Source organism: Vibrio sp. 10N.286.48.B8, assembly GCF_003050085.1.
Classification (GTDB): Bacteria; Pseudomonadota; Gammaproteobacteria; order Enterobacterales; family Vibrionaceae; genus Vibrio; species Vibrio crassostreae.
Genome location: NZ_PIGD01000033.1, coordinates 1 through 22,680 on the forward strand (window position 1 = coordinate 1; position 22,680 = coordinate 22,680).

The window sequence follows — 22,680 nt, forward strand, 5'->3', positions numbered from 1 at the left end:
TCCAGGCTTAGGACGACTGGAAATTACCGTTTCTGACAACGGCGATTCTCGTGAACTGAACATATCAGCTTGGTGGCACCCAAAAGGCTTTCTAGGTCTACTCTATTGGTTCGCAATGATGCCTGCTCACCTGTTTATCTTTAAAGGCATGGTGAAGGCGATTGAGAAGCAGGCTAAAGAGCAGATACGAGATTCGAGTGGCGAGATGCGAAAAGATTAAAAGCAGATACGGGATTCGAGTAGCGGGATGCCAAAAGACTAAAAGCAGATACGGGATTCGAGTGTCGAGATGAGAAAAGACTAAAAGCAGATTCGGGATTCGAGTGGCGGGATGCCAAAAGACTTAACAGAAAATTTGCGACACGCGCTATGAGAGGCAAAAAAAAGAGCGGATAATTCCGCTCTTCGTATCTCTCATCTCGTATCCCGAATCCGCTACTAGCCAATAACGCTAATCGGGATCTCAGCCAGTTGGTTGCCTTGGTTAGCAGGGTAAACGATGTATTCACCGTGATACTTCACTGCAGACTTATAGTCCGTCACTTTGTGAAGCATGAAGCCTGCTTCCATCGCTGCTTGAATAAACTCAGCGTGGTTGCCACGAACAAACCAGTTCATTGGCTTAACCATTAACTCACCATCGAAAGAGTCGTCACACTGTTTGCCACACAAGGCAAAAGAGTGCTCACCATCGGTGAAGAACTGAATCTTGCCGCCAGTCGTTAGCTCGTCTTCACTCGATACGCTCCAACCCATCTCGTACATTTTGTCCATGAACGCTTCAACATCACTGTCTTTTAGCGCTTTAGGCTCTTCGCCTTCAGGGAAAAAACGTCCGTAGAACGCAGAAATACGTTTAAAGGTAAAAGTTAAATCAGAGTTGTTGCCTTTTGAGCGACCCTGCTTCTGCCAACGAACTAAGTCAGGCACAATCACGCGATCATACGCTTGAGATTTAATCGCTTTTGTTACCCAGCGAACAAGGTAAAGATTGTTCGCGATAGGTGCGTCAATGGCTTTGCCAGACTTATGTAGAGCATATAGCTCGCCTAACGCATCGTTCACTAACTTCTGAATTTCAATATAGTATTTTGACATTATGCCTTCTTTCCTAATGTCCAATATAGTAATGCTGACAGTACTGCACACGCAGCCATTACCATAGCCATAGACCCTGCACTGTCACTTGGTAGCATCGCAACGATCGCACCAACGACAGAACCAGTACCAAATCTTAATGTTCCTGCAAGCGATGAAGCCGTTCCTGCCATGTTCGGATAACCACTCAACAGCAGCCCCATAGAATTACTGCCAATAGTAGAAATGGTCCCAATAAATAGCATCACAAACGGCACAATTCCCCAAAGCCCGAGATCCAATGCCCAACCGACAAGTAAACCTACGCCAGCCAGTAATTGGATGACCAGCGCTGCCCTCAACATTGTATGAGAACCGACCTTCTTAACGATTCGACCATTGATTGTCGTCATCAGAATCATCGCAACAATGTTCAGACCAAATAGGTAACCAAACAGGTCAGGACGTACGCCATAGACATCAATGTAGACAAAAGAGCCTGCTGTTAAGAATGCGAACATCCCAGAGAACGAGAACGCACCAGAGAAAATCAGCCCCATAGCGGTCGGGTTTCTACATAAACGAGCGTAATTACGAATCGTGGTTTTAAAGCGCAATGGTTGACGATTGTCGGCAGGCAGTGTCTCAGGAATTTTGACTATCACCGCGAGAATCACAATCACTGCAAAAATCGCCAATACCCAAAAAATTGAACGCCAACCGAACCACAACGCTAAATAACCACCAATCATAGGCGCGATAAGCGGTGCAACCGTCATTACTAAGGTAACGAACGACATGGTTCTTGCGAAATCTTCACGGTCAAACATGTCACGTACAACGGCTTGAATTATTACCGCTGCCGCTGCACCTGCGAAGCCTTGAGCGGTACGAACTAGTGTTAGTGCTTCAATACCATGAGTAGTGGCACTCACAACAGACGCGATCGCAAAGAAGAATACACCAATCAATAGGACAGGCTTGCGACCATAACTGTCGGCTAACGGACCATGTAACAACTGACCGAGTGCAAAACCTGCGGTATACGCTGTAAGTGTGATCTGCACTTCACCCGCTGTCACGCCAAGATCTTTGGCGATCGTTGGCATAGCGGGCAGGTACATATCAATGGCGAGTGGTGTCAGTGCACCAATCGCACCCAGAACCAAAAATAGCATCCAACCTAACTGAGGAGTTTGTGGTTGTGAGCTTGGTGTCTGTTGGGTAGATGTTTGCATAACTCTCCGACTAAGTACTAGGTTCTATGTGAGCACGAGCATCCACACAGTGATACACGAATACGCACAGTGATACACAAACATGCGTACAGCAATAATGGCTGAAACTGTCCTAGTACCAGTCAAAATAATCAGCCGACGCTATCCTTGGTCGGCTACATCTTCGATAGAAAGGGTTACTTCCAGATCGAGTCGACTTCTTCTTGTGTTAGGTAACGGTATTCACCTAACTCTAAAGATTCGTCCATCTCAATTTCGCCAATACGTTCACGGTGCAGTGCTTCTACTTTGTTACCAAGTGCTGCAAACATACGTTTAACTTGGTGGTATTTGCCTTCGTGAATCGTTAGCAGCACTTCACGCTCTGCACGAACTTCTAGGTGTGCAGGAAGTGTTAGGCCATCTTCGCTCTTAAGCTGGATGCCCTCTTTGAATTTCTCAACGTAATCGCCTTCAACAGGTTCAACCAACCACACACGGTACGTCTTCTCGCACTTGTGCTTTGGCGAAGTGATACGGTGAGACCACTTACCATCGTCGGTAATCAACACAAGACCTGTTGTATCAATATCTAAACGGCCAGCAAAGTGCAGCTTGTCCATTTTGATTTCATCGAGTAGTTCAAACGCGATACGATTTGCGCCATCTTCATGCGAGCAAACAAAGCCTTCTGGCTTATAAAGCATGATGTAACGTGGGCCATGAACATTCAATTCATTGCCTTGCCATTCCACGACACACTCTTCAGTTACCTTGAGTGAACCGCTTTTTTGAATGACATCATTTACTGTCACTGCCTTGGATTTTAATAAGTGTGTTGCTTCTCTTCGAGTGACGCCTAATGCATCGCACAGAAATTTATCTAAACGCATGAATACCTCAACTAATCTAAGTCGGGTATTATAGTCACCTTTGCTCAATTAGTTGAGCTATTTCACACTATTTGTTTTCCTTCTTACAAGACGCGATATGTATACACTCCGCCCGTACCAAGCTGATTCTGTAAAATCAGTGATTCATTACTTCAGAAAACACCAAACTCCGGCTGTGCTCGTGCTTCCGACTGGTGCAGGAAAAAGCCTTGTAATTGCAGAGTTGGCAAGGCTTGCGAAAGGTCGAGTGTTGGTACTTGCTCACGTAAAAGAGTTGGTTGAACAGAACCATGAAAAGTATGAAGGCTACGGGCTGAAGGGCTCGATTTTCTCTGCTGGTTTAGGCCGTAAAGAGACAGACCAACAAGTGGTCTTCGCATCCGTTCAATCTGTGGTTCGAAATCTCGATTCATTCTCTAACCAATTTTCACTGTTGGTGATCGATGAATGTCACCGTGTTCCCGATGAAAAGACCAGTAGCTATCAAAAAGTCATCACTCACTTGCGCGAGAATAATTCGGGTATCAAGGTGCTTGGCCTAACCGCGACCCCTTATCGTCTTGGTATGGGTTGGCTTTACCAGTATCACACCCGCGGCCAAGTACGATCTGAAGAACCCAGGTTTTTCAGAGATTGTATTTTCGAACTGCCGATTCGTTACCTACTCGACGAAGGTTTCTTAACTCCTGCGCGCATGATAGATGCGCCCGTATTGAGCTACGACTTTTCACAGTTAAAGCCAGCGAGCACTGGTCGCTACAAAGAAGCAGAGCTTGATATGGTGATCGAGCAGTCGAAACGCGCGACCCCGCAGATTGTCGACCAGATAATTGAACTGGCCCAAGACAAGCTAGGCATCATGGTATTTGCCGCCACCGTTCGACACGCGCAAGAGATTCTCGGCTTATTACCCGAAGGTGAAGCATCGATTGTGATTGGCGATACGCCAACACTCGAACGTGACCAAATCATCAATGATTTCAAAGAACGTAAAATCAAATTCTTGGTCAACGTATCGGTATTAACCACAGGCTTTGATGCGCCACATGTCGATTTAATCGCAATTTTACGCCCTACCGAATCCATCAGTTTGTATCAACAAATCGTCGGCCGTGGCTTACGCCTATCCCCAGGTAAGAAAGAGTGTCTGGTGCTCGACTATGCGGGTAATAGTTACGACCTTTACCAACCTGAGGTCGGCGATCCAAAACCAGATTCAGACAGTGAAATCATCACCATCCCTTGCCCGGCGTGCGGCTTCAATAATAACTTTTGGGGCAAACTAGACAGCAATGGCTTCTTGCTTGAGCACTTTGGTCGTAAATGCCAAGGCTACTTTACCGATGAAGACACGGGCGAACGCGAACACTGTAACTATCGTTTCCGAGCGAAATACTGCGGTGAATGCGGCGCTGACAACGACATTGCCGCACGCATTTGTCATGAGTGTGATGCAACTTTAGTCGACCCAGACAAAAAGCTTAAGGAAGCGTTAAACCTAAAAGATGCGTTGGTGTTTGAGTGTTTAGAAATGGACTTGAACGTACTTAAGGACGACAAAGGTAAATCACAACTTAAAGTCACCTATCGCGGTGAAAACCAAGCGCAAGTGCATGAGTTTTGGTCATTAACCACCAAGAAACAGAAGCAGAACTTCAAAGACCAGTTTGTTCGCCCTCACCTAGCAGACAGACATCGCCCTTTTGAAGAAGCATCACCATCGAAAGTGGTTGCTCACCAACATAGGTTCCGCCCACCTCAGTTCGTGATTGCACGTAAAGTCGGACGCTTTTGGAAAATGAGAGACAAGATATTCGAAGACGAATTACAGCAGCGTTAAAGTTAAGAATAAAGGTAAGTATTACGTTCTTAACACTCGGCAGTTAGTGTTATGTATTAAAGCCTACGCCATTTAAGCGTTAAGTTTTTCGGTATCAAATTCTCATTATTAATCAGGTTCACTTTCTGTTCAGAATTACTTTTTTATACTGAACGCTATCAACCTTCTCTAGGATTCGCTATGTTTAGTAAAGCTATGATTTCTTTGTTTTCTATAAGCTTAGGCTTATTTGTTTCTACTGGCGCATGGGCTGACTCACATCATAATGGTCATGAATTAGTGCAGGACGTTCATAAAGCAGGAACCAGCATCGAATTTGAAGAAGATCAAGACGAAGTCTACGAAGCCGTACGAGAAGGCTACATTCGCCCTTTCTCAGAAATGTATGCCGCGGTTGAAAACGATCTTCATGGCAGAATCATAAAAGTAGAACTAGAAGAAGATGACGACATTTGGGTGTATGAACTAAAAATCAATTACCAAAACAACATCATCAAAGTCGAATACAACGCTGAGACGTTAGAAATGCTTATGATCAAAGGCCGCAACTTTAAAGACGCAATTAAACACGGCGACTAATTAAGTACGACGAATAGTTAAGCACGACGAACAGTCATTACAAGAATTAAGAAGAACAATTATGAAAATTTTAGTCGTTGAAGACGAACCTCGTTTGGGCCAACAAATTATTGAAACACTTGAGGGAGCCGACTGGGTTCCGGAGCTTTCTCAAGATGGTATCGACGCACTCTACCGCGCAACGTCAGAAGAGTGGGACGCGATTGTCCTCGATTTAGGTTTACCTAAGCTTGACGGCCTAACCGTATTAAAAGGCATTCGAGACGAAAACATCAACACACCTGTGATTATCTTAAGTGCTCGTGACACACTAACCCAACGTGTTGAGGGCTTAAACGCAGGTGCTGATGACTATCTAACTAAGCCATTTGAGATGGTCGAGCTGATTGCCCGTATTCGTGCTCAACTGCGCCGAGCGTCAGGCAGTGCTGCCCCTATACTTCAAATCGGAGACCTAAGCCTAGACACACGCAGTTCTAAAGTATTATGGCAAGGCCAAGCGGTTAGCCTAACCGCACTAGAATATAAAGTTGTCGCGTACTTCATGCATAACCAAAACAAGGTTATCTCGCGTACAGAACTGGTTGAACACATCTATAAACAAGACTTCGACCGTGACTCAAACACAGTTGAGGTGTTCATTGGTCGTATTCGCAAAAAAATCGCACCAAAGATCATTAAAACTGTTCGTGGCCTTGGCTACCAACTGAATGCTGAATAGCGCCCTATCTAATTACACTATAAGCAACTGTCAACAAAACTCAGTGTAATAGCCAATTAAATGGACAGCCTGTTCTGATCGTCGCAATACTGATAAGTCACGATGAGCAAAGGCAGGCTAGAAATGCATGAATCTAAAGAAACGAACACTTAAAAACATCAGTCTAAAAAGCCGCTTGCTCCTCGCTGCGGCTTTTTGGCTAGGTGCGATGATATTAGCGGCAGGTGTAGGGATTCCGAAACTGGTTAACGACTACCTCGTCGATGATATGAAGCAGCAGCTTGGCTTAACCATGGATGAGTTAACCGCCAATATCGAAACCAATGACAATGGCAATTTGATCATGGCAGAGCGTCTGTCTGATCCTAGGTTCAACCAGCCCTACAGTGGTATTTATTGGCGTGCCGCTACCCAAGAACAGATCATTCGATCTCGCTCGCTATGGGATAAAGACCTCACCATTAAGCGTTCGCCGATTCACACATCAGTCAAAGGGCCTGAGAAAGAAAAGCTGATTTACATCGAGCAGGATATCTACCTGCCTGAACTGAGCGACCCTGTCACGATTACTATTGGTATTGATGAAGATCCGCTAGAATCCACACTGACCGAGCTTACTGGCCAAGTCTGGTTAATCCTAATGCTGTTGTTTGTTGGCGTGCTTATGTTGATCGGCATACAAGTCAGTTGGTCGCTGCTACCGCTCAGTAAAATGCAGCGCGAACTGGTGATGCTAAGAAACGGCGAGCAGCAAGGGCTAAGCGATAACTACCCGAAAGAAGTTTCGCCATTAGTATCAGACCTCAATGCTCTTCTTTTTCATTACCAAGAATTACTGGAACGAGCTCGTAACCACGCTGGAAACCTATCTCACGCATTAAAAACGCCGCTGTCGGTTCTGAAAAATGAGATAGAACGACTTCCTGAGGATGACAAGGCACTGCTACAACAGCCTATTCATCAGATTCAAAGCCAAATAGACTATCATCTTGGCCGTGCGCGCATGGCGGGTTCAATGAACATTCTTTCGGTGAAGTCTTCACCTTGTGAGCGTGTTGAAGCTATCTCAATGGCGTTTGATAAGGTGTACGCTGCCAACGAAATTACCATGATTAACGAGCTAGACTCAGAGATTGAAGTGGCGGTCGAAAAAACCGACCTTGATGAAATGGTCGGCAACTTACTAGAGAACAGTTACAAGTGGGCGAACAATATAATTCGTGTCCATGCAAATGAACTCGACGATGGCAACATTGAATTGGTGATTGAAGATGATGGCCAAGGCATTCCTGAAGAGAAGCTTCAGCAAGTGACCAAACGTGGTGTTCGACTTGATGAAACCACACCAGGAACAGGCTTGGGGCTTAACATCGTGAATGAAATGGCACACAGCTACCGAGGCAGCCTAACGCTCAGCAAAAGCTCAATGGGCGGCTTAAAAGCTTCTCTGGTGTTTAAACTAAGCAAAGGCTAACCACGTTCAGTAAAAGTTAAACGCAATAAGCCCTAGCGCAATGCTAGGGCTTAGTTCAATCGACCTTATATACGACCCTATATATCGTTCACAGCAACATCCAAAGCTTGCGAATCATCACTCAGGGTCGTTGATCCAATCATTAAAATCCTACCATCTGTATAATAGTCATGATCTTCATTAATCACTTCCACCGTTGCCAATGGGTACTTGTCTAGCTCGATGTCAGGTAGTGACATTCGTATCTGATTAGCGAGCCTATCTCGCTCTTCATCAACATTAGGGTCAATGTTATGAAGTACGGTCACAATGCCTGAGTAAGGCGCGACTTTAAGGCCATCGTCATAGCTAATTGCGCCTAACCACTGAGGCTGGTTAGTTTTAATATCAACACCTGCACGCCACCAGCGAATATGGCTGCGCTTCATCAGGTTACCCGGCAATTGAAACGCCATATCTTGTGGCTTATCTCGCCAATATAAATCAGACACAGGTGGCGTTTTGTCTCTAAGCAATGCGAGATAACCAGCCCATTCAATCTCATTTCGAGAGAATGTTTGATTCTCTATCCAGCCTAATTGCTTCATTAAGTCTCTTGGGGTTGCGCCAACATAAATGACGTTGATCGCTTGCGCTGAATAGAATGACGATTTGCCTGGGAATGCTTTATAGGTAACCGAATTCCAGTCGACTTTGTTTATTTGAGCCGTCTCTGGTTGATTCTGAAAGTCATCCGCTTTCCAAAAAAAGTGAGCGTAGTTTGCAAACAATACCCATGCCAATAACAGCGCACTCGACTTAAGTACCAAACGTCGCCACTTCATTCGATAACCAATAATGGTGAAAACCAATACCGCGAATACCCCGACGATCAAACTATTATGCTCAGAGATAAATATCTTAAGGCTATTGAGCCACGGAAAGTTTTCAACGCCGTGTGCCAGTAACATACCCCAAGCAACAAACTGCCCGCCACCAAGGGCCAAGCCGATAACGGCTAATGCACTGAAGTTGCGCCACGGTACACGATGCGAGCCAGCTATAAATGGCACAACCCAAGCAATAGGCCCTAACAAACGAGCAAAAAGAATGATGTACATGCCTTTGCGAACAACCAGATAGCGGCAGCGCGCAATTAATCTTTTGGTTTTAGGACGAAACTTAATGAGCCTTCGTTGCGCCTTAGCACCGTATTTATAACCAATGAAATAACTGAGTTGGTCACCAAGCAAACCACCTAGCATCACCAAAACCAACGCCATCCATGCACCTGAATACAGCTGAAAGCCCGCTGCGATAAAAAAGGGCTCTCCCGGTACAAATAGGTTTGGGCCAATGAGAGCATCACCCAATGCTCCCAGAAAAAGCCCTAGTCCATCAAACATAACAACCTCAATGCTTACTGTTCTTTGTAGTGACCAAACTTGTAGTTCATCTCGTTGTTACGCATTTCGCCTTTAAAGAAGCGTCTTACATTGGCTTTAAGATAAGTAGAGCCTGTCTTCACAACGCCATCTTGGTCTAAACGACGTGGGTCAAACCCAAAAGTCATATTCAGGAATCTAAATCGCCATGTTTTGCTCGCTCGTTTTACATAGTCACAATCTTCACACAACACGATCTCTTCATCGAACCCACCGATCTCATCATGCGCTCGTTTCGTCGAGAAAATACACGCACCAATCGCCGTCGGGAAAAAGAACTGGGTAGTAAACAAACCTGCGTTAAATAGCCCGTAACCAAGCTTGTGCACAAGCGGCAGACCTTTCGAACTCATGTACACTCCGGCCACTTCAAGCTTCTTCTCTTCTAGCTCGTAAAGCGCTTTCGCAAGGAAATTTCGAGGCAAGCTCACATCAGCATCTAAGAAAAGGATCCTGTTGTATTGCGCCAATGACGCACCTGTGTTTCGGCCAAGGCTCACACCACGATTTTCCATATGATGAACAGTTAATTTTGGCAACGCGTTTTCATAAGCTTGTGCCACTTCTCTTGTGTTATCTTCACTGTTCGAGTCGACAACAATTACTTCAAACTCTTGGTGGGTTTGCACGCTCAGCTCTTCCATTAAGCGGCTAATGCGTTTCTCTTCGTTTAGCGTAATTACGACAATGCTTACCGGTTCCATATTTTCACCTATTCATTCTGCTGTTTAATTAACACTAAGATTAACGAACCAAGCCTTAACCAAGTCTTAGGCAAACATTCATTTTCCGTTCATTAACTTGATGATTTAGCAGTGATATAAATAGATGAGAGTGGTGCTGTAAAGGGGTTAAAATACGCGAAACAAGCGTTAGCGAACGTTTTATCTCCAAATGAACCCATTATCTAAGGAAATTCACTTTGAGATGGGCTTCTTACTTGCTCATATTGGAATGTGATGTTAGTATCCGCGCTCGCTTAAGCATGAACTCGTTTGTGTCTAAGCATTACCACACACTCAAGGTCGCATTGAGGTGTGAAGTTAATTTTTACTAATTTGAGAGTAAAACTATGAAATTTGAAGCAGTAGTACGTACTGAACTAGGTAAAGGTGCGAGCCGCCGCCTACGTCACGCTGGTAAATTCCCAGCTGTAATCTACGGTGGCGAAGCTGAAGCTGTAGCTATCGAACTTGTTCACGCTGACGTGATCAACCAAATGGACAAGCCTGAATTCTACGAAGCAATCACTCTACTGATTGACGGCGCAGAAGTTAAGGTTAAGCCACAAGACGTTCAACGTCACGCGTTCAAGCCAAAAGTTGAGCACATGGACTTCATCCGTATCTAATTCCCTACCAAGGAATAAGATTGGATTAATCCAGCCTTCTGCATAGAAAAGATAATCGATCTTACCAGTCGAGAAATCTAGAAATTCGAAACCCCGATGCTACCAACATCGGGGTTTCACCGTTTTTGAGCCATCAAAAACGTCGTAAATCTCGCGCAATACACTGAAAATAATCAACTTTCTTCTCCCCCACTTTATCCCAATCTTGCTTGGGTGGATTAAGGGTGGACGAAAGGTGGACTTATACAGTAGTTTTTCTAACAGTAAGACTAGACCGCTTTTTCGCTAGGTTCAACACACGAATCAAACAAAAAACAAAACCGACTAGCATCTAGAATATTACTTATATGGCTTTGTACGCACTTCTAAACGAATAGAGCAATCAAGAATAAGAACTACTCCTTTGGCATAACTCGCTAGCGCTGAGAGCCGCCTACTTACATTCATGTATATTGGATTGGGCTTTACCACCACGTAATACACTCCAGGCTAATCAAACAACACTGAAAGGCGATCAAGAAAACACTTCTAGCCTTTCGTTCATTCTTAACACCACCTTCCAACCTAATCCTTCAACTCTCATTTAATGACATAGCACGCCAGAACTAGCCATTAGCAAGTAAACCTACTCATCCAGTATTAAGAACTTTAAAGGCCTATAGGCACTCACTGATCCGCACTCTCATTTTTCAGAACATAACACTCGGCTTATCTGTCCCAAAATCATGGATTCGGATTCCGAATAACAACTCGAACGTCCATGCAAACCTAAAATATTAAAGCATTTGGTCCAAGAATTTGTGATGGTGGGGCTCTGGTCGCATCACAAGCATAAACTCCCGTACCCCCCACCTTCGTGCACTCTAGGTGACACTTTTCAGCTCACCTAGAGCGCACGGATTTAAAGGGCTAGCGAGAGATTTTATTGACAAAGTAACGTTGACACTTTTTTGGAAGAAATCTCAATCCAGATTCTAGTGCTAATTCTTAAAAATCAACGGCATTTTGAAGGAGAAAAAACCGAGTAACTCTACGATTTTCAATACAACTCGTATAATAAACTCGTAAAAGTGAGGTTGCCGAAGCAAAAATGTAGCGGATATCCGAATTCGCGAATAAAAAGGAATAATATTGAGATGGTTGCAGCTATGAAAAAGAAGCGGCCTGATTAGCCAACTTTCCTTAGGCTCTTCTTTCTAGAATACTCGTAATGTCTTTTTTGAGTTCGTCTGAAAGGCGTTCAAATTGTTCTGGTGCAACCAAGCCTTCCTCACACATTTGCATGAGCTGAATAAATGCACGGCTTCGAGAGTGGCCATCAAAGATAGACTTCATTTGCTTTTGAGATTCTTTAGAGTGCTGACACATAAAGTTGAACCTTTCCCCTACAGATTCTACTTCATCAGTAATCGTTTTGATGGCTTCATCTAGCTGTCGAGTACAAAACACTTTCGCTGCTTCACTCTTTATTTCGCAAAAGATTTTCCAATCAGACTCTTTGATATTCATACCGACCTCCATAAAGTGTTACTTCTTAGGGTAGGACATGGCGTCTTAGACACTTGTTATAACACCGCTAGCTCATATCGCTAAACCACTGAGAACACTTCCATCGTAAATAGAACAATAGTGTTAAGCTTATGGAAAATAGAATGATGATAGCTGCATCCATAAGGTAAGCACTGTCAAATAAAGTTGCTTCATCTTTAGATAAGGCGATTAGTGCCGATGCCGTAATTGAAAGAATCAACGGATCAATTGCTTCATCAGGACCGGGGGTAAATAGCATATATCCAAGCTCTATCGCCGATGATACAAGCAATGAGCCACCAATAATCTCAAGAAATGCTTTCCCATACAGTTTAGTTGCTAATGGCAGTATCTCGAATTGAAAACCTGCAAACTGAAACACCTTTAAGAAAATCGTGTAGAAAATAAACAAACCAACAACAAATTGAAGTAAAACACGCAAAACCTCTACTTTCGGTTTAGCCCATTTATACAACCTCTCTGCGCACGTTTGTTCTGACTCGACCCCACTGTCATCTGTACCCATAGTTATAGTGACTCAAATATATAATTTCTTTCTAAATGGGGATTAAATTCGATATTTCAAGATATTAACGCCCAATTAAGTAGTGAGCTACGCTGCCACTTAACCCGAACATTGTGCCTTAATCACTAAAGTTGATTCAAACCTAAAATACCGAACGTTGCGAATCTGATTAAATTGTTTGTTAGCTTTGTAGTGATTTTCTTAGCTGTTCAAATAGACCTTTATCTGGTTTTACAGCAAAGGTCTGCCCTTGTGTCGTATGAACCCACAGTTTCAATGAGTAAAGGTTAAACTTAGAAGTTTCAGTAACTGATTTAGGAAAACGGACAATCCAGTCTTCGTCATTTCCTTTATAGCGGAACGGAACTGCAAATGTTGCGTCTTCTCCCTCAGCTAAAACTTTTGGTAAATCGTCAAAACCAGGTAGCTTGAACATTTGAATGAAACTAACCTTGTTTTTCCAAAAACCCGCTCTCCACCCTATGCTTTCAATCTTAGCTGGTTTATTACTCAGATTAACAATTTTAACCACACAATGATCTGGGGAATTTTCCTCGGTTCGGCTAACTAATTGCATATGTCGAACTGTGATGCGTAGCTTAATTTTGTTCTGATTATAAGCAAACCACAAAGATGTGATCACAGCAGAAACTGTACCAACACTTGCAACCCATGTACCGATCATCGACCAGAATTGAATATCTAACGAACTCATTTATTTCCTCTAAAAAAACTAACGCCCAATTAAAGTGTGAGCCACGCTACTACGAGACTCAATTTGGACACCGTAAACACAAAACTAAACTCAAACCCAAAATGCCAAGTGTGGCGAATCACTCATAAATTGTTTGTTATAAGAGTTCTTTTTTACTAAGGGAGACTAACCGATCTCCTAGCCAAGTAAGCCGCCAAATATTGAAACGTTTGCCATTACCTGCCTTGAGGTACTTTATAATACCAATAGCACTTAACCCAGAAGCAATCATAGGTAGGAAAGCTACTGTTTTAGAAACTGGCTTGGAAAGACTTGCTAGTACTTCGGGAGGAGAAAACAGAAGAACGACCGTTGATAAGAGCGCTAAAAATGTGATTGCCATAAATAAAAATTGGATCAACCCTGTTTTTAATTCATTTTGTTCGACCAATCCCAAAGCTTTTAAAGTTGTTAGACGATAACGATCCTCTCTACTCAAGCTATCTCGATTGAGCACCTTAATTAGAGTTATAGCGTCTCCAGATGATAGTTTCTTAAGCTTTGTCAGCAATACTTCAGAATTAAAACTATCCTCAGAGTTTAATAGTAAGTTATGCCAGATACCTGATAGCGTTTCATCTGAGGGATCTATCTTTTCTACTTCCCCTGCCCATTGCTCAAATAGTTCCAGTTGCGAATAAGAAAGTTCAGTCTCTTGCTTGCTAACCGACTTTTTGCGAACCGATTCAATGTGTGAAAGGAGGTTTTGTTCCTCTCGTTTAGCTTTAGCGCCTTCAATTCGATGTTGAAAGTAGCCCTTTAATTCAGTGCCTAAGTAATCTGTACTGGGTTTCAGTAATGACTCGAACACCGAAACTGATAATTTTTGTTTTATTTCAGACACTTCACGCTCCAAACGAATAAGAATATCACCTTGATATCACAGGTTAATCTAAATGCATATATTGAGCTTATAACGCCGCATTAAGGTGTGACGCACGCTTGCCATACTGTGAGCGAAGCGAAACCGGCAAGCGTAAGGAGAGCCACTCTTAAATGCTTTGTTATGCTGATTTACCCAAACAGACGCTGTAACAAAGATTTTTTCGGAGATTCCGTTATAGCCTTAACTATTTGTGAAATTTCTTGGCTACTTGGTACTTTCACTGGGAATGTTTTTAAGCATTCAGTTTGAAACTTACTAAACTGCTTTTTAAAATTTCTATCATCCAACATATCAGTAAAAGGTACTACATCAATACAGCTAAGATGGCTATCTGTACCTCTTGGAATCTTGCATGTCCATACTTTAACTGTATCGAAGGTCGGATTGTGAAAACCCTCAGTTAAAACTACATACATTACACCTGACTTTAATCCCGTCAGCTCACAATCATTAAGATCCAAAAGCTTTATCTCCCCCTCCCATCTGAGGCCAATAGATATTTCACTATCTTGATCAGGAATATTTGATGAAACCTGATTTGGATGAAAATTAGCCGCTCCATCTGGATCTGTACCCCAAATAGATTGATACTTGAGAATATTCTGTCCCATTTCCAATGACGTTACATGCCAGATATTTCTCAATGCTTCTTCAAGTTTCTTTTCCACTGGAACTCCTTTCGTTCGTTAACATAACGCCCTGCTAAGTGGCGCTGACGATTAATTTACTAAGCGCACTAAACTTCAAGCCAAAACCGCCAAGCTTATGGCGTCCACTTGAGTAGTTTGTTAGTTGCCTACGCCCCTATTCTTTTAATTGCACCAAGATGCTAACTGCTTGACGCAAACTAAATTACTATCACCAAGCCGTACTTGATAGCTGACAGAACTGACATATTTCGAGTAATGCGAGTAGGCGCGAAAAAGAAACCACCGAAGTCACTGAGAAACGGGTTGAAGAAGATGTCATTTTCGTTGCTCACGGACGGACACAAAAAGCAGTTCCGCGAAACCTCAATTACTAAAGCGAACAGCTAATTGGCGCTGCCACCGGAGATAAAGTTAAGCAGTGGGGCCTGTCGCTGCATAGCTAAAGGGACTATGATTTGACCACTAAATCTCTAAGCGCAACTAACGCCCTGTTAAGGGGTGAGCAACGCAACACCGTAGCTTCCGCATACCATCTTAAACACAAAACGCAACGCATAGTAAAAATGCTACGCGTTGCGAATCCCTCTTGAACAATTTGTTATGTGTAAGAACTACAACCTGGAAAGTTTAATAGCCAAAATTCTCTCAAACTATGCGTAAATTTCATCTCTTTTAGCTTGGTATTTTTTCGCAAGTTCTTTGGCTTCTTCGTTGTTTTTCGAAAAATCCAAAACCACATAATCGGAAACCTGCTGATTTAGGGAGTGTTTATTGTTTTTAGAACACATATCTTGCACAGACTCTACATGGAACTTTTGTTGCGTTACACTCCAAAGTACAAAATACGAATTAACATCAATCATTTTTTCACTCCTCAAATAAAACGTGAAGAGCGAAAGCTAAGATGGGTCTAGTTTCCAAACAACAAAATTCACACCCCAAAACCATAAACCGAACAACATGCGCTCACATCGAATACTCCAAAATCAACCAAGCTACAGACACATAACGCCCCCCTCTTGAGCAGTTTGTTATACATGTATCACACGAGAATACGCAAACATTTACCCGCTTGTTCTCTAATAAACTCAACGCCTAGCGTTTCAAAAGTACTTTTTAATGCCTCTACCGTATCAATACTTGGTGACGTTGCATTGCTTTCAAAGTTTGCCACCGTACTTTCAGTAAGACCCGCTTTTTCTGCTAACTCGGAGAGTTCAATCCCCAATGCTCCTCTAGCTTTTTTGCAAACTTCAGGCGTAAACTCATCACAGCCTTTCCGAGCTAGTGACCACCCCTTTGGAACAGAATCTGTAAATAGAATCAAAGAATGGAACTGTTGTTTAACTTGTGGAAGATCACGTTCACTTAAATCAAACCACTCACCTCGAATGTGGGTATCTTTAAAGTGATAATGTAGTTCATTCTCTAATCTCTTGGCTTCTTCTGGACTCCCGGCATCATGTATATGAAAAGTACGCAAATATAAGTGATTACCTACATTCAGTATGCTTCTTCGACTTTTTACATCTGACGCGATACCTATTTTTAAAGGACCACCTGACGGACCAATTACATAAATCTGATTTCCTGAACTCATAATTTACCTTATATGTATAACGCTGCATTAAGTGGTGAGTAACGCAGACCACTGCACTTAAAGTATTGTACCGTAAACATGGAATTCAAAGTAAACCAAAAGTGCTGAGCGTTGGGAATCCGTCTTTAATGCTTGGCTATACGATCTTGCGCACATATCTAAGTTATTCCGTTATAACTCTATTGAAAAATCAAAGTTTACGCCACATTACTGTAGTGATATGGAACAAAAATTCTAACTAAATCAAGCCTAAAGGCAAAGGTGGTATTATTTTCAAATCTAGTAATAAGAAAAGTACAAGCGATCAAAAAGTGTTTGCGATGCGTATAACGAGTGATTTTGAAAATCAAGTTTTAATAAGTCAAGCTAAGAGAGAAAGCTTATTGAAAGGATTTTTAGGAAATGCATCTGAAAAAGAAAAAGAAACATTCATTAAATCTTTATTTCAATTACACTCTTTACTTAATGAGTATCTAATGTCCTCTAATAGATTTTCAATAATTTTAGATACAAATATAATTCAAGATATTTTATCTTCAAATGAAAATCGCTTTAGAGAAATAAGATATATCGCAACAAGTTCAATACTCTACTTTTTGGAAGACTACGCTGGAGCTACTATTTCTCTGCGTATAACACCGACTGTTTTGTATGAATTAAATAATCAAAAGCCAATTTCTAATATTTCTCAGTATAACAACGCAATGTCTATCGTAGAAGAAGCTGCTATTAAACTTGGCATTTCCACCAACACGATAGGGTTTAGAAATTACAAAGAACTAAAAAACGTAACTAAGTTGATTGACAAAGATTCCAATAACATTAAAAAGGCTGTAGAAAAATTAGCAGCACAAGATTGGACTATGAGTTTTGATCGAGAGGATGGCTCTATATCAATCCCAATGGCTGTTGCTGAAAACCTTATACCAGAAATTAAGCTATATTATTTAAATCCATTTTACGTTAAATGGGCGTTGATGAACTTCGTAGAAAAACGAATGTTTGATCAGAACAAGAAACAACCGAAAGCTCGCAACATGATGAATAGAGATAAGGATGGACTAGCTAAGCTATTCAAAATTAAGAGTAAAGGAGACCTAATGGGGCTCGCTGATATAGAACTGTTATCTATGGCTGACTTAACATCTCAATGCTCCAGTAACTCTATTGCTATCACATCAGCTATCACTTATGACAAAGATTTATTCAAGTCTTTAAGTCGACGCCTTAGCTCTGTGCACAATGGAGGAAAATTTGAGTCTGGAAAGGATTCTCCAGAGGACGCAGCGTTGCTATTTGTGTATCAAATGAAGAAATCTCAACAAAGAACTAAGTCCGCAGAAGCTAGACATAGTTTTTGTATGGATGCATTCAATAGCTTTTTAGATGAAAACGTCAGTTCTTATTTCAAAGAAACGGAGGCATGATGAATAGCATAACGCCGCATTAAGAGTGATTCGCAACGCTTGGCTATACTTGAGCGAAGCGAAACTGCCAAGCGTTGCGAATCACTCTTAAATGCTTTGTTAGATGATTTTGTCAGTATGTAGATAATTCCTAAAGATATTTTCAATTTTAGTTTTTTCATAGTGAATATCAGTAAAGATAAGTCCAAGCTTTTCTTGATGCTTTGGTTCATCACTCTTAATTAAATTATTAAAACGATTAAAAAGCTGTATAAGTTGCTCATGGTGTATGATTGCTTCTCTCGGGAGGATTAACCTCGCTCGTGGAGTAATTTGATGCCAATACAACGCAATATCATCGATTTTTTCGAGATACTCCCTTTTTGACTCGACTATCTCTCCCGAAGGTAATTCTGTCGCATCTTTGTTTACGACATCTTGGCATAAAGAGTAATGTCGATATAAGGTCTCATAGTAAGTAACTATATGCTCCAGTTGATTCGCATAGCTAGAGCCAACTAAACTTAGTTTACTCTTGATTATCTCAATTTCTTGACTGGCTTTAGAGTTATACTGGACTAACAAGTGTTGCAACTTGAGATAACCGAACAGCATCAGAAGTCCAAATAGCACAGCCCATACACCATACTTACTCATAGCTTCTAGTGTACTTAAGATCAATTTCGATACTCCTATCATCTAACGCCGCATTAAGGTGTGAGCAACGCAACCACCTAACCTAAACCAATGCACCGTAAATACAAAACTCAAGCTTAAACTGAAAATGCTAAGCGTTGGGAATGATCTTAACCCGATAAAATGGACACCCTATTATCTTTAACCCGTCGCTACTTCATATTCATGCAGGGTTCGATATCCAAGACTTGAGTGCAGTCTATAACGGTTATAAAAATGCTGGATATCACCGGCAAGCTTATCTCTAAGCTGCTTCTCACTTTTAAAACTATTTTTCCTAATTATGTCGCCTTTGAGCGTATGGAAGAACGACTCTACCTCCGCATTGTCTGTGCAATGACCTGGACGATTCATACTTGGGACCATTCCATTTTTTGATAATAAAGCTTGAACTTCATGGGCTCGATATTCAGAGCCTCTGTCGGTGTGAAACAACAAGCGCTCTTGTGGCTTTCGATTTCTAATGGCCATTCTCAACGAACTCATCGTTAGCTGTGTACTCTTCTTACTACCAAGCGACCAACCGACCAACCGACCAACCGACGATTTTACGTGAGTAAAGGTCGATAACGACAGCCAAATACATCCAACGTTTACCTTGCTTTATATACGTTAGATCTCCAGACCATTGTTGATTAACTGCCGTTGGTTTGGGTGTGTCTTTTTTAATATTCTTAATCGATTGATAGAACCGATGTAGCTTGGCCATTTTCATGTAAATGCGATAACTTCGTGCTCTCAGCCCTTGCTCTCTCATGATCCGAACTACACGCTTACGGCTAACCAAAACTCCTTGGCGCCTCAGTTCTGCCTGAACTCGTGGGCTGCCGTAAGTCTCTCGACTCTGAGTAAACACTTTAATTATACGCTTCTTCAAAGCCTGCTCTTCTTGAACGTAGCGGCTTGGCTCTCTATCAAGCCATGCGTAGTAACCCGACTTAGAAACAGATAGAAAACGGCACATCAATACGATGGAATAACGCGTTTTGTAATGGGCTATGAATCGGAATTTTGTCGATTTTCTTGGGCAACGAATCGTTGCCACTTTTTTAGCAAGTCATTCTCGAGCTTAAGTTGTTCATTCTGACGTTCGAGCTCTGCAATCCGACTAGACTCAGTTTTCTGGCTCGGGATCTGAGTCCTTTTCTTACGTTTATCTTCCATAATAACCCCTTCTCTATAGTCCTTTCGCCATTTAGAAAGCATATAAGGGTGGATATCTAATGATAGCGCCACGCTTTTAACTGTAGCTCCTTCTCGAAGCGAAAGTCGGACAGCAGTTACCTTAAATTCCGTAAGATATTGTTGAGTTTTTTTACCTGATTTATAAGCTGGCATAAACACCTCCAATTACTATTGAAGGTGTCCACTAGATCGGGTCAACTACAGAATGCATCTTAAATTGCTTGTTATACGATTTTACTCAAGTGACTTCACTAACTCATGAATTTCACTAATGCTGTAAGATTTATACTTATTGTAAAAATCTCTCGTATTAACAGAAGCATGAGACTCGTTGTTTATGCCAGCAACTGATTTGTAGTTGCAAATTTTTGCACTAATATTTCCGACTTCTAATCCAGACTTCAGTGATATTTCACGGGCATACTCACTTTGCTTACCTCTCGGAAACCCTTCACTTTTCAACTTTTTAAAAGCCTCTAAGCATCTGAGTTCGTTTAAATCATTCCACAACGAAGTATCTCTATAGCTCATAATGACCACCAACGTATTCTGACTGTTACCAATGAGAGTATAGGATGCTATGCACGCTATCGTATAACGCCCTGCTAAGGGGTGAGCAACGCAATACTGAAGCCGCCGCATACCGCCATTCAACGCATAGTAAAAATGCCACGCGTTGCGAATGTCTTAAACGCTTTGTATGGATAATAAGCATTCCAATCGGGTAAGGTGAGACCCAGACTTTAGCTGCAACTAAAGTTCTTCTATCTGGTAGTTCGATTAAACGATGGCTCCTCGATTGAGAGACCGGTAACAAGTACGAACGTCAGATAGAACTCCAAGCACCACACTCGAATAGTCTTCTGGGTCTCGAGCCCGCATTTGCAAGCAAGAGTTAGCTTATTATGAATACAAACACACTTCAAAACATTAATGTTGGCGTTGATACTGGTAAGTCACAATTAGACATCTATGTCCGTCCACTCGACATTTACTTCACCGTACCAAACACCGATAAAGGCATCAGCGATGCCATTAAAATCATTAAGAAACACAAACCTCAACGCGTCGTCATCGAGGCTACAGGTCGATTAGAAATGCCCTTCATACTCGCCTGTGATAAAGCCAAATTGCCTTATGTCGTTGCCAATCCACTGCGTATTAAAAGGTTTGCTGAAGCCATTGGTCAACGAGCTAAGAACGACCGTTTAGATGCCGAGCTCATCGCACATTATGCCGAACGAGTTCAGCCCGAACTTACCAAGCTAAAAAGCGAAAACATACGCCTTATGAGTGACTTAGTCACGAGGCGGAACCAACTACTCACCATGCAAACCATGGAAAGAAACCGACTACAAATATTACCCAAAAACATCTCATCGACTATTACTCCGATTCTAACCGCTCTAAAAAATCAGCTTGAAAAAGTAGAGGCAAAGATAGAAAAGCTGATTGAGAGCTGCCCTGAATATCAAGCTAAGAACACCATCCTTCAAAGCATGCCTGGCGTAGGAAAGATCCTAGCCGCCTCCCTAATTAGCAATGTACCCGAACTCGGTTTTATCACTAACAAGCAAGCCTCTTCTCTCATTGGCGTCGCACCTATAACAAGAGAGAGCGGACGCTTCAAAGGCAAACGGATGATAAAAGGAGGTCGGCCTCAAGTTAGAACAGTCATGTACATGGCAATGATGTCGGCTATCCAATGCAACCCTGTATTTAAGGCTACTTATGAACGATTACTTGCGGCAGGAAAACCTAAAAAAGTAGCGATAGTTGCCTGCATGAGAAAGATGGTTGTGACACTCAATTCAATGCTAAGAGACGGCGCAATGTGGGATAAAGATAGCGTCAAAAATTAACTATTGACGCCATAGTCTCTTGTTATATGCCAGTTTGCCCAAGCCTGATATTAGACCAATTCAAAAACTGGGCATGGAGTCCCTTGATGAAACTTCAGTTGCCAACGAGAGCCGTTAAAAGCCCAAATAGAGCAACGTTTGGCATAATCGCTAGTCTCGCCCGACGGTGCTACTAAAACTGACTCATATTTCAACAACTGAACCGATGGTTCAAGTTGGACACATTCATAGTTTTGCGAATGAATCCGAACCCCTGAAGGTTCTTCTGAACTCATCATTTCTATAATTGAAGCAAAGTCATAACTGGTACCTGATTTACCAACCTCAGAAAAGCGAGGATGAATCAGACGTTCGATATCTTGCAAGCTTTGACGTATTTCGTACTGATGAAGTTCGATTTCTTGCTCAATCAATATATCCATATATTCTCCAAATTCGATAAGGCATATAGACATAATGACCCCCACGAAAGGTGCTAGCCTCCAATATCGTGGGTTAGCTTTAAGCCAGAGCCATAATTAGTGCGTCAAACAACTAAATTTGGAGGCTAGCATGAGTAAAGATAGCATAATTTTCATTGGCTTAGATACGCATAAGTCATTTATTCAAGTCGCTGTTTTACAAGAACATCGAGGGGCAAACCCACAACACCTTGGCCGTATTAAATCTAACAAGTCCGCGCTTATTAAATTGGCCAGACAACTGCAATCCAAGTATCCAAAAGCCACTCTGCACTTTGTCTATGAAGCAGGACCATGTGGTTACTGGACTTATCGCCTGATTACGAGCCTTGGACACTGCTGCTATGTCGTCGCTCCATCACTTATACCTAAGAAGCCAGGCGATAGAATTAAAACTGACAAACGAGACGCAGCAAAGCTCGCCAAGCTGTTAAAAGCCGAAGAGCTTACACCCATCTATGTACCAGAAGCCGAAGATGAAGCTATTCGAGATCTCTCGCGTGCCAGAGAAACGGCAATGAAAGATCTCAAAGACGCAAAGTTCCAAC

Annotated in this window: 24 protein-coding genes and 1 pseudogene; 9 read left to right on the forward strand and 16 right to left on the reverse strand. The window is 42.2% G+C overall.

Annotated elements, in window-relative coordinates; all coding sequences use genetic code 11:
* Positions 1–220: DUF2867 domain-containing protein (locus CWO08_RS22755; RefSeq protein ID WP_146161777.1), on the forward strand; the 220-nt coding region annotated here is incomplete at its 5' end.
* Positions 221–438: 218 nt separating this feature from the next.
* Here the strand turns inward: CWO08_RS22755 and CWO08_RS22760 are convergent.
* The 3 genes from CWO08_RS22760 to rsuA form a co-directional block, all read right to left on the reverse strand.
* Positions 439–1,098: a DUF2913 family protein gene (locus tag CWO08_RS22760; RefSeq protein ID WP_010441495.1), complete on the reverse strand. Its 660-nt coding sequence runs from the start codon at positions 1,096–1,098 to the stop codon at positions 439–441.
* Positions 1,098–2,315 carry a Bcr/CflA family multidrug efflux MFS transporter gene (locus CWO08_RS22765; RefSeq protein ID WP_108021166.1) on the reverse strand — a complete coding sequence of 406 codons (1,218 nt, stop codon included), beginning with the start codon at positions 2,313–2,315 and terminating at the stop codon, positions 1,098–1,100. Before CWO08_RS22765 ends, CWO08_RS22760 begins: the two co-directional genes overlap by 1 nt.
* A 176-nt stretch (positions 2,316–2,491) precedes the next feature.
* Positions 2,492–3,187 carry a 16S rRNA pseudouridine(516) synthase RsuA gene (rsuA, locus tag CWO08_RS22770; RefSeq protein ID WP_102478239.1) on the reverse strand — a complete coding sequence of 232 codons (696 nt, stop codon included), beginning with the start codon at positions 3,185–3,187 and terminating at the stop codon, positions 2,492–2,494.
* 97 nt (positions 3,188–3,284) lie between these two features.
* Here rsuA and CWO08_RS22775 point away from each other — a divergent pair, with 97 nt between their 5' ends.
* The 4 genes from CWO08_RS22775 to CWO08_RS22790 all read left to right on the forward strand — a co-directional run bounded on the left by CWO08_RS22775 (position 3,285) and on the right by CWO08_RS22790 (position 7,801).
* Complete coding sequence (locus tag CWO08_RS22775; protein ID WP_048658388.1) at positions 3,285–5,027, forward strand: DEAD/DEAH box helicase; 1,743 nt, start codon at positions 3,285–3,287, stop codon at positions 5,025–5,027.
* A 180-nt stretch (positions 5,028–5,207) separates the two neighbouring features.
* A complete protein-coding gene (locus tag CWO08_RS22780) occupies positions 5,208–5,606 on the forward strand; it encodes a PepSY domain-containing protein (RefSeq protein WP_048658387.1) in 399 nt (132 codons plus the stop codon).
* Between the two features lie 61 nt (positions 5,607–5,667).
* Positions 5,668–6,327, forward strand: coding sequence for a response regulator transcription factor (locus tag CWO08_RS22785; RefSeq protein WP_017060377.1), 660 nt, complete (start codon positions 5,668–5,670; stop codon positions 6,325–6,327).
* Positions 6,328–6,454: 127 nt separating this feature from the next.
* On the forward strand, positions 6,455–7,801 hold the full coding sequence (locus CWO08_RS22790) for an ATP-binding protein (RefSeq protein ID WP_108021167.1): 1,347 nt from the start codon (positions 6,455–6,457) through the stop codon (positions 7,799–7,801).
* A gap of 77 nt (positions 7,802–7,878) precedes the next feature.
* Here CWO08_RS22790 and CWO08_RS22795 read toward each other — a convergent pair whose 3' ends face one another.
* Positions 7,879–9,186, reverse strand: a complete 1,308-nt coding sequence (locus tag CWO08_RS22795; RefSeq protein ID WP_108021168.1) for an LssY C-terminal domain-containing protein — start codon at positions 9,184–9,186, stop codon at positions 7,879–7,881.
* A gap of 14 nt (positions 9,187–9,200) precedes the next feature.
* The gene (locus CWO08_RS22800; RefSeq protein ID WP_102479708.1) at positions 9,201–9,929 is read right to left on the reverse strand and encodes a glycosyltransferase; all 729 of its coding nucleotides are present in this window, start codon (positions 9,927–9,929) and stop codon (positions 9,201–9,203) included.
* A 368-nt stretch (positions 9,930–10,297) separates the two neighbouring features.
* On the opposite strand from CWO08_RS22800, the gene rplY reads away from it, so the two are divergent.
* A complete protein-coding gene (rplY, locus tag CWO08_RS22805) occupies positions 10,298–10,576 on the forward strand; it encodes a 50S ribosomal protein L25 (RefSeq protein WP_017060373.1) in 279 nt (92 codons plus the stop codon).
* A 1,182-nt stretch (positions 10,577–11,758) separates the two neighbouring features.
* Here the strand turns inward: rplY and CWO08_RS22810 are convergent.
* From CWO08_RS22810 to CWO08_RS22845, 7 genes are all read right to left on the reverse strand, one after another.
* Complete coding sequence (locus tag CWO08_RS22810) at positions 11,759–12,085, reverse strand: hypothetical protein (protein WP_108021169.1); 327 nt, start codon at positions 12,083–12,085, stop codon at positions 11,759–11,761.
* A gap of 67 nt (positions 12,086–12,152) precedes the next feature.
* Entirely contained in the window at positions 12,153–12,632 is a 480-nt protein-coding gene (locus CWO08_RS22815) for a hypothetical protein (RefSeq protein WP_108021170.1), read from the reverse strand.
* Positions 12,633–12,813: 181 nt separating this feature from the next.
* Positions 12,814–13,347 (reverse strand): hypothetical protein, encoded by a 534-nt coding sequence (locus tag CWO08_RS22820; RefSeq protein ID WP_181360061.1) that lies wholly within the window; start codon positions 13,345–13,347, stop codon positions 12,814–12,816.
* Positions 13,348–13,483: 136 nt separating this feature from the next.
* Positions 13,484–14,230: a hypothetical protein gene (locus tag CWO08_RS22825; RefSeq protein WP_108021172.1), complete on the reverse strand. Its 747-nt coding sequence runs from the start codon at positions 14,228–14,230 to the stop codon at positions 13,484–13,486.
* A gap of 170 nt (positions 14,231–14,400) precedes the next feature.
* Positions 14,401–14,940, reverse strand: a complete 540-nt coding sequence (locus CWO08_RS22830) for a hypothetical protein (RefSeq protein ID WP_108021173.1) — start codon at positions 14,938–14,940, stop codon at positions 14,401–14,403.
* Between the two features lie 632 nt (positions 14,941–15,572).
* Complete coding sequence (locus CWO08_RS22840) at positions 15,573–15,785, reverse strand: hypothetical protein (protein ID WP_108021174.1); 213 nt, start codon at positions 15,783–15,785, stop codon at positions 15,573–15,575.
* 179 nt (positions 15,786–15,964) lie between these two features.
* The gene (locus CWO08_RS22845; protein ID WP_108021175.1) at positions 15,965–16,522 is read right to left on the reverse strand and encodes a GIY-YIG nuclease family protein; all 558 of its coding nucleotides are present in this window, start codon (positions 16,520–16,522) and stop codon (positions 15,965–15,967) included.
* Positions 16,523–16,842: 320 nt separating this feature from the next.
* Between CWO08_RS22845 and CWO08_RS22850 the strand changes: the two genes are divergently transcribed.
* On the forward strand, positions 16,843–17,949 hold the full coding sequence (locus tag CWO08_RS22850; RefSeq protein WP_108021176.1) for a hypothetical protein: 1,107 nt from the start codon (positions 16,843–16,845) through the stop codon (positions 17,947–17,949).
* A gap of 99 nt (positions 17,950–18,048) precedes the next feature.
* On the opposite strand, the gene CWO08_RS22860 is transcribed toward CWO08_RS22850, so the two are convergent.
* From CWO08_RS22860 to CWO08_RS22870, 3 genes and pseudogenes are all read right to left on the reverse strand, one after another.
* On the reverse strand, positions 18,049–18,609 hold the full coding sequence (locus CWO08_RS22860; protein ID WP_146161779.1) for a hypothetical protein: 561 nt from the start codon (positions 18,607–18,609) through the stop codon (positions 18,049–18,051).
* 156 nt (positions 18,610–18,765) lie between these two features.
* Positions 18,766–19,962, reverse strand: a pseudogene (locus CWO08_RS22865) (IS3 family transposase).
* A gap of 81 nt (positions 19,963–20,043) precedes the next feature.
* Positions 20,044–20,340, reverse strand: coding sequence for a hypothetical protein (locus CWO08_RS22870; RefSeq protein WP_055319294.1), 297 nt, complete (start codon positions 20,338–20,340; stop codon positions 20,044–20,046).
* Positions 20,341–20,714: 374 nt separating this feature from the next.
* On the opposite strand from CWO08_RS22870, the gene CWO08_RS22875 reads away from it, so the two are divergent.
* Entirely contained in the window at positions 20,715–21,671 is a 957-nt protein-coding gene (locus tag CWO08_RS22875; protein WP_102480197.1) for an IS110 family transposase, read from the forward strand.
* Positions 21,672–21,721: 50 nt separating this feature from the next.
* Here CWO08_RS22875 and CWO08_RS22880 read toward each other — a convergent pair whose 3' ends face one another.
* Positions 21,722–22,093 (reverse strand): DUF4440 domain-containing protein, encoded by a 372-nt coding sequence (locus CWO08_RS22880; RefSeq protein WP_108021179.1) that lies wholly within the window; start codon positions 22,091–22,093, stop codon positions 21,722–21,724.
* Between the two features lie 130 nt (positions 22,094–22,223).
* Here CWO08_RS22880 and CWO08_RS22885 point away from each other — a divergent pair.
* Positions 22,224–22,680, forward strand: a 457-nt coding sequence (locus CWO08_RS22885) for a transposase (RefSeq protein ID WP_146161780.1), incomplete at its 3' end; no start/stop codon positions are given.